Raw genomic sequence first — 13,632 nt, 5'->3', positions numbered from 1 at the left:
CCACCCTTCTCGTATATGCGTTCCTCGCAGTACTCCGCATCCTCATGCCCCGTGCAGGTAAGCGGGCACTGGGCCACTTCCTTCTCACAACAGCGCTCACCCGCTCCTACCTAGGGTGGTCGCACTCCACACACGATGCGGCCCTGTCATGGTCAGATCCAGGGATGGAAGAGCCGCTCACTGATGACCGGGTTTCGTGATGAGTGGGCAACTCGAGGTGAGTCGATGCTCCACCAGCTCCACCCCTGCACATCGACGGTCGCTGGGATCGCCGACGTCACGTGTGCCGTCATCGAATGCCCGGATGAAGTTCTCGATGCTCCGGTGCATCGAGTCGAGCCCACCCGATCCCGGCACAGGAGTCAGGGGCACGTTGGTGACAATTACGAGATAGCTCGGAAGCGGATTGCGGTTCTTGGCGGGATCAGCCCACGCCTCAAGCTCGTGTTTCATCTGTCCCCAGAGCCACTCCGCATTCTTCTGGGGCACGGACTCGATCCGTTCCTTGTGCTTGACCTGGAAGACGGTGTACCCGTCCCATACTTCTGCGCGAGAGGTCTCGGAGCCGGACCAGATGACCGATCCGTTGCAGTACATGTCGCGTCCCCCGTCGCGACCGGAACCAAGTGCCTGGACTTGCGCACCGAACTCTGCAATCGCCAGCGCGGCGGCAAGATCCTGGAATCCGGTCGGGCCTAGCTGCTCGAGGTTGTGCTGCACACTGCCATGATGGCAGGAGGGCCTTTCCCTCCGAGAACCGAGCTGTCACTCCACGAATCGCGATAGCGCCTGGCCTGCTGTCAAACTGATCCAAAGCATGAGATTTTGCGCCTCGATGCAATCGCTGCCGGCCATCGATGATCACTCGGGAGAAACGGCGCATTTTTGTACTACAGAACCTAATTTTGTAGTACAGTATGCGGGTGGCAGTCGAATGGGCGAACAGCGCGGACAAGCACGGGATCGAGCACGAGGACGCGTTGCATGCGATCGAGAACGCGGTCTAGTCGAGCAGGAGTTCGACGAGCCCCGTGTGCCGGGTCACGCGAAGCCTTGGCTGTTCATCGGTCCCCCGCGGAAACTGGGTGGGCCGCTGATCGAAGTGATGGTGGAGATCGTTCCGCCGAGGGGCATGGTGGTCTTCCACGTGATGGAGGCGTGAGAAAAGCACCTGGCCCGGATGCGAGACCGTCCCTGATCCGTCAGGCGCCGGGAGCGAAGGAACCCGGCACCGCAACCCGATGCACCACCCACCCAGAGGTATCCGAACAGATCACCCAGCACCACCACCTAAGAGAGGTGACATACCGATAAACAGCAACGATAAGAACACCGAGTACGACGAGCTCGCCGAGTGGGCCGAGCACGACATGACGCTGCCGAAGGACTCGGCCACCGCCAAGCGCGGCGAGGACGCCGCCGCCGCTGGCCGGGCCCTGCTCGAGAGGGTCGGCGCCGGCCGCCCGTCCCTGGCGCAGGACGCGGGCATCAGCGGTGCCTCACCCAAACGCCAGGTCCGGCTTCCACTGCCGCTGAGCAACAAGCTCGATGAACTCGCGCAGCGTCAGCACCGCAAGCCCAGCGAACTCATGCGCGAGGCGGTCGAGGAATACATCCAGAAGCACTCCGCCTGAGAAATCTCCGCGAGTTTTCCGCCTACAGGTCAACGCCCGAAAGACCCGCCTTTCGATTCCGTCGCACAATCGCAGGGAGGAGAACATGGTTCCCCAGGCGGGTCTTGGTCTTCAGCTGAGGACGCGGGCCTTCCGTGCGGCACGCAGCCAGTCCGGGTACTCGCTGAGGAGCAGTTCGTAGAGGGCACTGTCGGTGAGCGGGTCGATGTTCTCGACGCCGAAGAACCCGGCGTTGTCGACGAGCCGGCCGGTCAGGGTGTCGAGCTTTTCGAGGACACCGAAGCTGGACTTGCCGATTCCGATGAACTGCCAGAACGCCGGAAACGCACTGGCTGTCCGCATCAGGGCGGTGATCTGCGCCCGCGCATTGAATCCGCCGTCGGTGAAGAACAGCACCAACGTCGGGACCGCGGCGGTCTTGTCGAGGGTGCCGATGATCTCGTCCATGATCGGGATCTCGTTGTTGGTGCCACCGATCGCATCGAAATCGATGCCCCCGTGCCGGCCGTGCAGGTGGACATAGGTGTTCACCCAATTGTCGGCATCGGCGACGGTGACGTCCGGCAGCTTCACGAACCGCTGCGCGTACGCGTAGGCCTCGAGGTTGCCGTCCGAATCGAGCTGCGTCGCGACCGGCACCATCCGCTCGATGATGCGTTTGACCTCACCGGACCGGTACCGCTTGGACATCGACCCGGTGTTGTCCATGACCAGAACGACCCGGCCGACCGGGCTTGCGGCACCCTTGCTCAGGAGGACTTTCGCGACCTCCCGTTTCTGCAGATTCAGCTTCTCCCGCTTGACCAACGAGAGCTTCGCTTCGCCGGGCACCGTCCGCACCCCCTCCCCGTCGACGGTCGCCGATGCGGCCGCCACGACAGCGGGCTGTGTGGGTTCGGGTGCCTGGGCGGGTTCGGGTGCCTGGGCGGGTTCGGGTGCCTGGGCGGGTTCGGGTGCCTGGGCGGGTTCGGGTGCCTGGGCGGGTTCGGGTGCCTGGGCGGGTTCGGGTGCCTGGGCGGGGGTTTCGTCGACGCTCACGCCGTGCTCGGTGACCAGGGCGTCGAGTCCCCCGCTCCAGCCGGCCGACCGGTTACGCACCTTCCAGGACCCGTTGCGCCGATACACCTCGAGCAGTACCGCGGACCGCTCGGTCGTGAGGCCTTCCGCCGGAATCTCGAGAGAAGCACCGCCCGCCTGGGTGAGAGTCACTGACAGGCCCGGGACTTCGGCGAGGTTGCCGGGCACGTTCTCATCCAGTGCGACGGCCACGGCGAGGGTGTCGATCGCCGTAGGGACGGTGTCGAGGTTCAGCGTTCCCTGCCGGGCACCGGTCACCTCCACCATCGTGGTGGCCGTGTCGATCGGGCTGTTCGCCCCGCGTGTCAGAGAGGTCATTTTGTGTTCCGGCCCCCAAGGGTGGGGCTGAGTCCTTTCGTCAAGGGCCGCGAGGTGGTCGGTACGCCCGCGACCTGGAGCCTAGTAAGCAGATGGGAATGTGGGTGCGGGAGTGCCCGTGTGCGGTTACTGCAGCACCGCGACGTGGTTGCTGCTGGTGTAGCGCGGGATGTCGTGTTCGGTGCCGTCGTCATCGCGCAGACGCAGAATCCACACCGTGCCGCCGCGCGGTGACTCGGTGCACGCCGGCGCCCGGACACCGATCAGGGTGCGGTAGGCGCCGGTGCAGGTCTGCGGATCGGTCGAGGTCTTCGCCCACACGCTCCGGCCGATGCAGCGGTCGAGCATGACGGGTGGGACGACGTTGTGCGTGCGGAAGAACTCCGCGAGCCGTCGATCTGTTGCCGGCAGCGGCGGATACGCGTCGAGCTCGGGCACACCGAACTCGTCGAACAGGGTGGCGTTCACGGTCGCGGCCCGGCGGGGTGCCGCTCCCGTGCTTCGGCGAGGACCGCGGTGTAGAGGTCGAGGTGCCCGCAGGGGTTGTCCCAGCGATCGCAGGTCAGCCAGTGACGGTCTTCGTGGAACCGGTGTTCCTTCGGGAGGCCGCGCGGTCCTTGGCAGGCCGGGCAGACCCAGGTGAGAGTGACCGTGCGGATCTGGGGTAGGCGGTGCTGGTGCCCCAGCCGCTGCGGTCGATGACGCGGACAGCGCGTTCGGTGAGGTCATGGTCTACGGGCACGGGCACGGGCACGGGCATGTCAGCCTCTTTCATGAAAAGGGGACGTGTCACCTATGCAGCTAGAGCAGGTTTTCTGGATTCTTGCTGCGCTACGGCGGGATTCAGAACCGGCCGTCCGCGATGCCCTGAAGAACACCGCGAGCGGCTTCGGCATCGCCGCGGGCCCGGTGGGCGGCGCCGAGCCGGATGCTCTTCTCGACCCCTTCTGCCTGGGAGCGGGCCAGCATGATGCACCCCCACCCGCGCGGGTTCGCGAGTTGCGCCGGGTCGAGCCCGTGCCGGTGGCAGTCGTGCAGGGATGCGGCCCATATCGAACTCGGCGTTATACGCCAACGCCACCTTTCCCGCCGTCGCCGCCACCAGTTCGGGATGGACCGCCGCCCAGTTGGGGGCGCCGATCAGCTGGGCGGCATGGATTCCGTGTACCGCGGCGGCGGCCGGGTGGATCGGTACGGCGCCCGGATCGACGAGGGTGTCGAGGAGCACGGCCCCGGTGGCGGCGTCGATCGGCGATCTCGAGGATCGCGCCGTCGAAGCACGCCTACGTATGCTCGGGGTGCCTACTCGTCCAACTCGCCGAATTCGAGAACGCCGAGTTCATCTTCACCGACTATCTCTACTACTCGTCGTACTCGACGAGTTGGCTCGATCATGCCCGAAGCTACGTCGAGGACATAACGGCGCGTCTCGGCCTGAACAGTTCGAAACAGGTCATCGAGATCGCCAGTAACGACGGCTACCTGCTGCAAAACTTCGTCGCGTCGGGCATTCCATGCCTCGGTATCGAACCGGCGGAGAACGTGGCGTTGGTCGCCCGAAGTCGTGGCATCGAAACCCGTACAGACTTTTTTGGAACCGCCCTCGCGAGCAAACTCGTCGAGGAGAACCTCTCCGCCGACCTGCTGATCGGCAACAACGTTTCGCCCACGTACCCGACCTGAACGATTTCGTCGCCGGGATGTCGATCGTGCTCGCCCCCGACGGAGTGATCACCATGGAGATTCCCCATCTACTGCAACTCATCGAACACAACCAGTTCGACACCATCTATCACGAACACTTCTCGTACTTCTCCCTGTTCACGGTCACCAGTGTCTTCGCAAGGCACGGACTTCGACTGTTCGACGTCGAACAACTCCCGACGCACGGTGGTTCGTTGCGGATCTATGCCTGCCACGACGAATACCCCCGCCACACCACACTCCCGTCGGATGCGTGAGGTGGCCGACCTGGAACACGCTGCCGGACTCCATTGCCTCGACGGCTACAAGCACTACCCCGAGCGGGTAAAACGCACGAAACGCGCACTGCTGAAGTTCCTCGTCGACACCCGAGACCGTGGGAAGTCGATAGTCGCCTATGGGGCGCCCGCCAAGGGCAACACGCTGCTCAATTACTGCGGCGTCCGGGACGATCTCGTGGACTACACCGTCGACCGCAGCCCTCACAAGCAGGGGCTGTTCCTGCCCGGCACGCATCTACCGGTCTACGCGCCCGACCGGATCAGGAATACCCGCCCGGATTACATCCTGATCCTCCCGTGGAACCTTCGGGACGAGATCATCAACGACCTGTCCTACATCCGCGAGTGGGACGGAAAGTTCGTTGTCCCCATCCCGGAACTCTCCGTATTCGACTGAGCGCCAAATGCTCCCGGAGAACTCATGCCGCCTGAGGCGTCGCCCGAAAGGCAGGGCGTCACCCATCGGATCGTCGTGTGCGTGTGGAGTCACGATCATCACCGAAACGTCGAATCAACTGTACCGTGTTCGTTCAGGCATGGAGGGCTTCGGATTGGATGTGGAGACCGTGGATGCGGTGTGCGGCGACGGCCAGCCGCCCGACCCGGTCGGGTGCCCTTCCGGAAGGCGAGCCCGATCCGTAGCACAACAGCGCTTTTCGAGCTGACGATAATTTGTATTATGTCAACTTAAAATTGGTTATTCGCATGGCCTGCGAATACGACCACCCGCGGTAACACTCCTCCGGTCGCCGAGGGGCATTTACCTGCGGTCCTGGTGAATTTCGTTGGCGGCCGAGCCTAGCGAATGAAACTCCCGCTCTTCGCGTCCCGCGATTGCAGGATATGCATTTCGAATGCAGAATTTGCAGCGACTGAGGGGGCTGGATGAGTGCCCGGGCGTTGCGGGAGATCGACCAGCTGCAGGTGCCTGACTTCGTTGCGGCGCAGGCCCCCTCCGCAGATGGTTTTGAACGCCACCGCATCACGCCACACCGCCAAGGCGACCTTGCGGCCGGACTGCAAGATTCACTCCGGTTCGAGGTAGCTACCCCGCGATCAAACCCCAAACGATGAGCGACTCCCCCGCGCACGAGATATCGGACTGACCGCCGCCGGAAAGAAGATCTACGACAAGGCGTTGCCGAACGACGAAGCAAAACTGCGGGCGGTCTTCGACCGCCTGGCCAGGCACGGATCGGTGCTGGTGGTCGTCGATCAACCCAACACGATCGGCGCCCTGCCGGTCACCGTGGCCCGCGCCTGCGGACACGAGGTCGGCTACCTGCCGGGGCTGGCGATGCGCCGCATCGCCGACCTGTACCCCGGACAGGCGACAACCGATGCCCGCGACGCGTTCATCATTGCCGATACCGCCCGCACCATGCCGCACACCCTGCGCCGGGTCGATACCGGCGACGAGGCGCTCGCCGAGCTCGAGGTCCTCGTCGGCTTCGACGACGACCTTGCCGGTGAGGCCACCCGGGTCAGCAACCGCATCCGCGGCCTGCTCACCTCCATCCACCCGGCCCTCGAACGGGTCCTCGGCCCCCGCATTACCCATCCGGCGGTGCTCGAGACCCTCTCCCGCTGCGGCGGGCCGGCGGGAATCCGGCAGGCCGGCAAGCGCAAGCTCACCGCGATCGCGGCCAAGCACGCACCCCGAATGGGCGCCAGGTTGGCCACCGACATCCTTGCCGCCCTCGACGAGCAGACCGTGGTGGTGCCCGGCACCACGGCCGCCGAAACCGCTCTACCCAAACTTGCGGATTCACTGAAAGAGACTCTGTTACAACGTAAAGCGGTCGCCGTGGACGTGGAGAGGGCCCTCGATGACCACCCTCTTTTCCCAGTCCTGACCTCGATGCCCGGCATCGGCGTCAGGACAGCAGCTCGGATCCTGATCGAGGTCGGCGACGGCTCCGCCTTCCCGTCCGCCGCCCACCTGGCGGCCTATGCCGGCATCGCACCGGTCACCCGAAAATCGGGATCCTCCATCCGTGGCGAGCACCCCGCCCGCTCCGGCAACAAGAAACTCAAACGCGCCCTGTTCCTGTCCGCCTTCGCCGCCCTCCACGACCCGATCAGTCGCGTCTACTACGACAAGAAACGGGACGAGAAGAAGAAACACAACGCGGCCCTGACCTGCCTCGCCCGACGCCGCTGCGACGTCCTCGATGCCATGCTCAAGAACAAGGAACTCTACCGGAATCCAACCCCCTCAGCGGCTTGACGAAAACCATAGACCTCCGATCTTGTTATCGGGTCAAGCGGCGGCAGGCTCTGGCATTGTTCCGTGACAGGGAAATGCTTTGATCGCGTCGTACTTCTGATCGGTCTGCAGGCACTGATAAAGCTGACCGAGCATGCGGTTGAACAGATGCCGGAGTGCCGCCGCGTGGCGATCACCATGTTCACGCCGGGCGAGGTAGTGCGCGCGGGCCGGACCTTCCCGGCCGGCGGCGACGAATGCCCAGACGAACCCGACCGCGGCGAGCCGGTTGTTCTTCACGTGGCGGTGAGTGACTGCGATACTGCGCCCCGATGCGGGCGTGACCGGTGCCGACCCAGCAAATGCCTTCAGCCCACGTGCGTCGGCGAAGCGGCCGATCTCGGCCAGCACCCGGGCACCGGTGACGTCGGCAAGTCCCGGAAAGCTTGTGATGACCGCATGGTCAGGGTGCTGCCGAAATGATTCGGACGCAGCCTCATTGAGTTCCTGCGCGTTCTTGCACTCGGCGTCCAGCGTCGCGACGAGGGCGCGAGCCTGGCGCCCCATCGCCTGCTCCACCAAGGGTGGCTGGCTCAGTTGCCGGCGGCGCAGCGCGTCCTGGATTCGAGTCGCGGCGTCCTCGAGGCGCCGCTGCCGCCCCGCCCGACGCAACACCGCAACGATACGGCTCTTGGTCAGCCTCGCGCCCTGCTCGGGCGTCGGTGCCACCGCCAGAATCGCTCTAGCTTCCAGGCTGGCGAGATTGGTGTGCACGCTGTCCCCGAAGGCGTCGAGAAAGCCCGGGTAGTACTCACGCAATAAGGTTCGTAGTTCTTGAGTGGCTCTGGTGCGCCGCCAGATTGCATCCTGAGCAGCGCGAGCGAGCACCGCGATCGCCCGCGCGAGGTCGCTATCGCCCGGTAGCCGCCGATGAGCATGTGCGTCGGTCCGCAGTATGTTAGCCAGCGTCAGCGCGTCGATATGGTCCGACTTCTTGCGGGCCACCGAATGTCGCTCGCGATACCGGGCAACGGCCATCGGATTGATCGCATAAACCGGCCTTCCGGTCGCGCGCAGTGCCGCAACGAGCAATCCGCGGGAGGTTTCGATCGCCACCGGGATCGGAGCCGACGCTCCGTCGCCGGCCTCCGCCAGCAATGTCAGGAGCTCGCCGAAACCGGCAGCATCGTCTGTAATCCGTCGCTTCGCGACCAGCTGTCCACCGGCATCTACCAGCGCGATGTCATGGTGATCCTCGGCCCAATCAATTCCACAAAATACGCTCACCGGCCACTCTCTTCCGTCGTCCGTTCTCCTCCGCCATGGTTCACCCTCAGCGAGAACACGCGGCGCCCTAATGACGAGGCTCTGATGGCCTTCCTCCGATGAGCCGTTCGTGTTCCCGACAATCCGCACGATTCCAGTCTCTGCAAGAGCTCGAGCGGCTCGGGACAGGCGAGGAATCAACCGTGGAGACAAGGCGTGGAACCACGCACAGCAATATCCCTCTCCCGGCCTCACTCGCCTTCACGACACGCCAACCTCCCGTCAAGATTCTCGCAACCGATCCCAATCCGCGATGAGAACGTCCGGTCGACCGCACCTATCTATGGCGAGACCTCAACGGGCCAGGGACACCCTAGGCATCTGCTCACGACCGGACGTTCAACAGTCATTAGGGACACCCCCCACATCGTCCGGTCAAGTCCGTCAGCAGGCGCCAACTGACGGAAACCGGTTGTACGCCCTTCCCGGCTTGGGATTCGTTTAGCCCTATCCCCGCTGCGGGACGGGTCGGAGTCCTTCATGAGGGGGCCGTCGGCAACGCGACGGTCGTCGAGTGGTCAGTAGCTTTTGGGGAGATTGAGCATCGAGGTGCCGATGTGCGCCAGGATGAGTTGCTCGGCGACCGGAGCGTTCTTGACGATCCGGGCGTCGCGCATCCAACGCTCGACGGGGTATTCCTTGGAGTAGGCCATCCCGCCGAGGGTCTGGAACGCCTGATCCGCAGCCTCCCACGCCACCTGGGAGCCGGTCAGCTTGGCGACGTTGGCCTCGTTGCCGCAGGGGAGTCCCTGGTCGAAGAGCCAGGCTGCCTTATGTGTCATCAGCCGGGCGAGTTCGACCTTCGCCTTGACCTGGGCGAGGGGGAATTGGATGCCTTGGTTGGCGCCGATAGGGCGGCCGAACACCTCGCGTTCGGTGGCGTACTTGGCGGCGTATGCGAGCGCCGCGTCCGCGGCGCCGATTGCGCCTGCTGCGGCGATGATCCGTTCCGGGTTGAGGACGTCCCACAGGACCGGGAAGCCGCCGTCGATCTCGCCGATGACGTTGTGGGCGGGCACCCGCACGTCCTCGAAGAACACCTGGCTCGAGCACAGGATGTTGTTGCCCATCTTCGGAATGGGCGTGTAGCTCAGCGTGCCGGCAGCCAACGCCTGCTTTACATCCACGAGGAGCAGCGTGAAGCCGTTGTACCGAGGGGTCGCCTCGGCGGCCGGGATGGTGCGGGTCACGGCGACCATCCAGTCGGCGTTCTCGACGTTGGAGATCCAGACCTTCTGGCCCTTGATGAGGAAGTCGTCGCCGTCGCGGCGGGCCGAGGTGGTGATCTCGATCGCGTTGCTGCCTGCATCCGGCTCGGTCAGCGCGAAGCAGAACTGGATGTCGCCGGCGGCGATGCCCGGGAGGATCGCTTGTTTCTGTTCCTCGCTGCCGTGCCGGACCAGGGTGGTCGCACCGAAGCCAGGGGTGGTGACATAGAAGAAAGTTCCCGCGCCACCTCCAGAGGCACACAGGGTCTCGTTCGCGATCGCCACTTCGAGCAGGCCCTGCCCGCCCCCGCCGTACTGTTCGGGGACGTTCAGTCCTAACCAGCCGCCCTTGCCGAGGTCGGTGAAGATTTCGATGGGGAAGCGGTGGGCCTCCTCGCACTCGGACCAGTAGGAGTTGTCGTACTTCGCGGCGACGGCACGAACGCCGTCCTGGACGGCGAGGGCGGTGTCGGGGAGTTTGAAGTCCATCAGAGTCTCGGATTCCTTCGGTGACAATACGGTGGTTGGAGGAGAAGAGCGGCGATCTGAGGCCCCACATCGCCCATGCCGAGCGGTCCGATGGGACCGACGCGGACGGTCGGGGGCGCGGACCGGCGGGCGGGTGGTGCGGTATCAGCGTGTGAAGCCGGCGAAGACGGGCACGAGTCAGAGCACGGCAGCGAGCCGAGTGCCCTGGTCGATCGCGCGCTTGGCATCCAGTTCGGCCGCAACGTCCGCTCCTCCGATGACGTGTACCGACATGCCGGCCGCCTGCAGGGCGTCGTAGAGGTCCCGGTTGGGCTCCTGTCCGGTGCACAGGATCACGTTGTCGACCGTGAGCACCCGCTTCTCGTCGCCGACGAGATAATGCAGGCCCTCGTCGTCGATGCGGTCATAGGTCACTCCTGCGACCATTTTGACGCCCCGATGCTTGAGTTCGGTGCGGTGGATCCAGCCGGTCGTCTTGCCCAGACCTGCCCCCACCTTGGTCGCCTTGCGTTGCATCAACGTGACGGTCCGAGTCGCTGGCGTCGGCACCGGGGGCTTGAGGCCGCCGGCGTTGCGGTAGTCCGGGTCGACGCCCCATGGGGCGAGGAATTCCGGGATGCTGGTGTGGTCACTGCCGCTGTCGGTGAGACACTCGGCCACGTCGAAGCCGATTCCTCCCGCGCCCAGGATCACGACCCTGCTACCCACGGGTTTCTTGTCGCGTAGCACGTCGAGGTATCCCAGCACCATCGGGTGATCGACGCCTGAGATGTCCGGCTTCCTGGGGCGAACACCCGTCGCAAGGACAACCTCGTCGTAGCCGAGCAGATCCGAAGCGGCCACGGTCGCCCCAAGCCGCAGTGAGACGCCGGTGACGTCGATTCGGTGCCGGAAGTAGCGGAGGGTCTCGTCGAACTCCTGCTTCCCCGGCACCTGACGGGCCACGTTGAGTTGACCTCCGATGGCGTCGGCTGCGTCGTACAAATCCACCTGGTGCCCACGTTCGGCAGCGGCGGTCGCGATGGCGAGGCCCGCGGGTCCTGCGCCGACCACGGCAACTCGCTTCTTCCTAAGCGTCGGACCGAGCACGAGCTCGGTCTCGTGGCACGCACGGGGATTGACGAGGCAGGAGGTGATCTTTCCGGCGAAACCGTGGTCGAGGCAGGCCTGATTGCAGCCTATGCACGTGTTGATGGAGTGCGAGGCGCCGTTGGCGGCCTTGCTGACGAAGTTCGGGTCGGCCAGGAACGGACGGGCAAGCGACACCATGTCGGCGTATCCCCCGGCGAGAAGCTCCTCGGCCTTCTCCGGGGTGTTGATCCGGTTGCTCGTCACCAGGGGCACGCCCACGGCACCCATGAGCCGCTTGGTGACCCACGCGTAGGCGCCGCGGGGTACCGAAGCGGCGATGGTGGGGATGCGGGCCTCGTGCCAGCCGATCCCCGTGTTGATGATGGTTGCACCAGCCGACTCGACGGCCTTGGCGAGAGCCACGACTTCTTCGAACGTCGATCCGTCCGGAACCAGGTCCAGCATCGACAGTCGGTAGATCACGATGAAGTCCGGCCCGACTGCCTCCCTCACTGCGCGGACGATCTCGACGGGGAAGCGAATGCGGTTCTCGTAGGTGCCGCCCCATTCGTCGGTGCGCTGGTTGGTGCGTCGGGCGATGAACTGGTTGATCAGGTAACCCTCGGATCCCATGATCTCGACACCGTCGTACCCCGCTTGCTTGGCCAGGGCAGCGCACGTCGCGTAGTCGGCGATCGTCTGATCTACCTCGGCGGAGCTGAGTTCGCGGGGCCGGTACTCGCTGATGGGCGCCTGGATCGCACTGGGCGCCACCACGTCGGAATGGTGGCCGTACCGGCCGACGTGCAGGATCTGCATGGCGATCCGACCCCCGGCCTCGTGGACCGCCCGCGTGATGGCGCGGTGGTGATCGGCCTCGTCTGCTGTGGTGAGCTTGGCGCCTCCTCCGTTCGGCAAGCCGCACCCGGCTTCATTCGGCGCGATTCCTCCGGTCACGATCAGGCCGACGCCGCCACGGGCGCGTTCGGCGTAGAAGGCGGCCATCCGCTCGAAGCCGTTTTCGACCTCCTCCAACCCAACGTGCATGGAGCCCATTAGCACTCGATTGGGCAGGCGGGTAAACCCGAGATCGAGGGGTTCGAGTAGGTGAGGGTAGGACATGCGGAAGCTCCCTTCGAGAGCGAATGGTGTGCTGGAGAGGCGATCAGAGGCCGAGGTCACGGCCGATCAGCTCCTTCATGATCTCGTTGGAGCCCGCCCAGATCTTGGTCACGCGCGCGTCACGCCACGCCCGCGCCACCCGGTACTCGTTCATGAACCCGTAGCCTCCGTGGAGCTGGACGCAGTGGTCGAGGATCTCGTTCTGCACATCAGCTGCCCACCACTTGGCCTTGGCCGCATCGACGTCGGAGAGCGCACCCTGCGCGTGTGCGTTCACGCACTGGTCTACGTAGGCCTGGGTGACGTCGATGCGCGTGAACAGCTCTGCGAGAACGAACTTGTTGTGCTGGAAGGATCCGATCGCCGACCCGAACGCCTCGCGCTGCTTGGCGTACTCGAGCGTCTCCTCGAGAATCTGTCTGGCTTGGGCGACGTTGCCGACGGCGCCGATGATGCGTTCCTGAGGAAGCATCTGCATCATCTGGATGAACCCTCGATCGACCTCACCGACGATGTCTGCGTCGGTGAGGCGAACGTCTTCGAAGTACAGCTCCGCCGTGTCCGACTCGCGTTGGCCGACCTTGTCGAGCCTGCGTCCCCGATGGAAGCCGGGTGCTGTGGCGGGAATGGCGAAAAGCGTGATCCCGCGAGCTTTCTTCTCCGGGCTCGTCCGGACGGCCGTGATCACCAGGTCGGCGGTGAAACCGTTGGAGATGAACGTCTTGGAGCCGTTGACGACCCACGAGTCTCCGTCTCGGACAGCGGTCGTCTTCGACGCCGCCAGGTCGGACCCGCCGGAGGGCTCGGTCATACCGATGGCCAACACGACCTCCCCCGATACGACCCCGGGGAGCCAGCGCTGACGGAGCTGCTCGCTACCGAACTCGACAAGATATGGCGCCGTCGTGTCGGCGTGAATCCCGACAGCGGTCGAGAGCGCGAGGTTGACCTTCGCCAGTTCCTCGGTCAGCACCGCGTTGAAGCGGAAGTCGTCGGCACCCGCGCCGCCGTACTCCTCGGGCACCGCGAGGCCCAGCATGCCGATCTCGCCGGCCTCGAGCCAGAACTCCCGCGGCAAGATCCCTTCCTCGGCGTACCTGCCGAGGAAGGGAATCACGGAGCGTTCGAGGAAGCTGCGTACGGTCTCCCGGAACGCATGGTGGTCGTCGGTGTAGAGAGTTCGGTTCATCGGT

At 64.8% G+C, this 13,632-nt stretch carries 14 protein-coding genes; 6 read left to right on the top strand and 8 right to left on the bottom strand.

Annotated elements, in window-relative coordinates; genetic code table 11:
• Positions 1 to 177 precede the first annotated feature (177 nt).
• Positions 178 to 720 carry a hypothetical protein gene (locus JQT59_RS09205; protein ID WP_213575865.1) on the bottom strand — a complete coding sequence of 181 codons (543 nt, stop codon included), beginning with the start codon at positions 718 to 720 and terminating at the stop codon, positions 178 to 180.
• 313 nt (positions 721 to 1,033) lie between these two features.
• Here JQT59_RS09205 and JQT59_RS37665 point away from each other — a divergent pair, with 313 nt between their 5' ends.
• Together JQT59_RS37665 and JQT59_RS09195 are read left to right on the top strand one after the other, a co-directional pair.
• Complete coding sequence (locus JQT59_RS37665) at positions 1,034 to 1,162, top strand: hypothetical protein (RefSeq protein ID WP_283254056.1); 129 nt, start codon at positions 1,034 to 1,036, stop codon at positions 1,160 to 1,162.
• 208 nt (positions 1,163 to 1,370) lie between these two features.
• Complete coding sequence (locus JQT59_RS09195) at positions 1,371 to 1,634, top strand: ribbon-helix-helix domain-containing protein (protein ID WP_249354293.1); 264 nt, start codon at positions 1,371 to 1,373, stop codon at positions 1,632 to 1,634.
• A gap of 111 nt (positions 1,635 to 1,745) precedes the next feature.
• Here the strand turns inward: JQT59_RS09195 and JQT59_RS09190 are convergent, their stop codons facing one another.
• The 3 genes from JQT59_RS09190 to JQT59_RS09180 all read right to left on the bottom strand — a co-directional run bounded on the left by JQT59_RS09190 (position 1,746) and on the right by JQT59_RS09180 (position 3,789).
• A complete protein-coding gene (locus JQT59_RS09190) occupies positions 1,746 to 3,029 on the bottom strand; it encodes a VWA domain-containing protein (RefSeq protein WP_213575864.1) in 1,284 nt (427 codons plus the stop codon).
• A 126-nt stretch (positions 3,030 to 3,155) separates the two neighbouring features.
• Positions 3,156 to 3,497 carry a hypothetical protein gene (locus tag JQT59_RS09185; protein WP_213575863.1) on the bottom strand — a complete coding sequence of 114 codons (342 nt, stop codon included), beginning with the start codon at positions 3,495 to 3,497 and terminating at the stop codon, positions 3,156 to 3,158.
• A 94-nt stretch (positions 3,498 to 3,591) separates the two neighbouring features.
• Entirely contained in the window at positions 3,592 to 3,789 is a 198-nt protein-coding gene (locus tag JQT59_RS09180) for a hypothetical protein (protein WP_213575862.1), read from the bottom strand.
• 35 nt (positions 3,790 to 3,824) lie between these two features.
• On the opposite strand from JQT59_RS09180, the gene JQT59_RS09175 reads away from it, so the two are divergent.
• The 4 genes from JQT59_RS09175 to JQT59_RS09160 all read left to right on the top strand — a co-directional run bounded on the left by JQT59_RS09175 (position 3,825) and on the right by JQT59_RS09160 (position 7,244).
• Entirely contained in the window at positions 3,825 to 4,712 is an 888-nt protein-coding gene (locus JQT59_RS09175; RefSeq protein ID WP_213575861.1) for a hypothetical protein, read from the top strand.
• A 17-nt stretch (positions 4,713 to 4,729) separates the two neighbouring features.
• The gene (locus JQT59_RS09170; protein ID WP_213575860.1) at positions 4,730 to 4,990 is read left to right on the top strand and encodes a class I SAM-dependent methyltransferase; all 261 of its coding nucleotides are present in this window, start codon (positions 4,730 to 4,732) and stop codon (positions 4,988 to 4,990) included.
• Positions 4,983 to 5,411: a methyltransferase C-terminal domain-containing protein gene (locus JQT59_RS09165; protein WP_213575859.1), complete on the top strand. Its 429-nt coding sequence runs from the start codon at positions 4,983 to 4,985 to the stop codon at positions 5,409 to 5,411. Before JQT59_RS09170 ends, JQT59_RS09165 begins: the two co-directional genes overlap by 8 nt.
• A gap of 699 nt (positions 5,412 to 6,110) precedes the next feature.
• Entirely contained in the window at positions 6,111 to 7,244 is a 1,134-nt protein-coding gene (locus JQT59_RS09160) for an IS110 family RNA-guided transposase (RefSeq protein ID WP_213577565.1), read from the top strand.
• A gap of 33 nt (positions 7,245 to 7,277) precedes the next feature.
• On the opposite strand, the gene JQT59_RS09155 is transcribed toward JQT59_RS09160, so the two are convergent.
• From JQT59_RS09155 to JQT59_RS09140, 4 genes are all read right to left on the bottom strand, one after another.
• Positions 7,278 to 8,510, bottom strand: a complete 1,233-nt coding sequence (locus tag JQT59_RS09155; RefSeq protein WP_213577563.1) for an IS110 family RNA-guided transposase — start codon at positions 8,508 to 8,510, stop codon at positions 7,278 to 7,280.
• 557 nt (positions 8,511 to 9,067) lie between these two features.
• Positions 9,068 to 10,246 carry an acyl-CoA dehydrogenase family protein gene (locus JQT59_RS09150; RefSeq protein WP_213575858.1) on the bottom strand — a complete coding sequence of 393 codons (1,179 nt, stop codon included), beginning with the start codon at positions 10,244 to 10,246 and terminating at the stop codon, positions 9,068 to 9,070.
• 177 nt (positions 10,247 to 10,423) lie between these two features.
• On the bottom strand, positions 10,424 to 12,439 hold the full coding sequence (locus JQT59_RS09145) for an oxidoreductase (RefSeq protein ID WP_213575857.1): 2,016 nt from the start codon (positions 12,437 to 12,439) through the stop codon (positions 10,424 to 10,426).
• A gap of 43 nt (positions 12,440 to 12,482) precedes the next feature.
• Positions 12,483 to 13,628 (bottom strand): acyl-CoA dehydrogenase family protein, encoded by a 1,146-nt coding sequence (locus JQT59_RS09140; RefSeq protein ID WP_213575856.1) that lies wholly within the window; start codon positions 13,626 to 13,628, stop codon positions 12,483 to 12,485.
• Positions 13,629 to 13,632: the final 4 nt, after the last annotated feature.

The organism is Rhodococcus sp. USK13 (assembly GCF_018343855.1).
GTDB lineage: Bacteria > Actinomycetota > Actinomycetes > Mycobacteriales > Mycobacteriaceae > Rhodococcus_F > Rhodococcus_F oxybenzonivorans.
The sequence above is the reverse complement of the archived record's forward strand: the minus strand, read 5'-3'. Positions and strand labels throughout refer to the sequence as shown.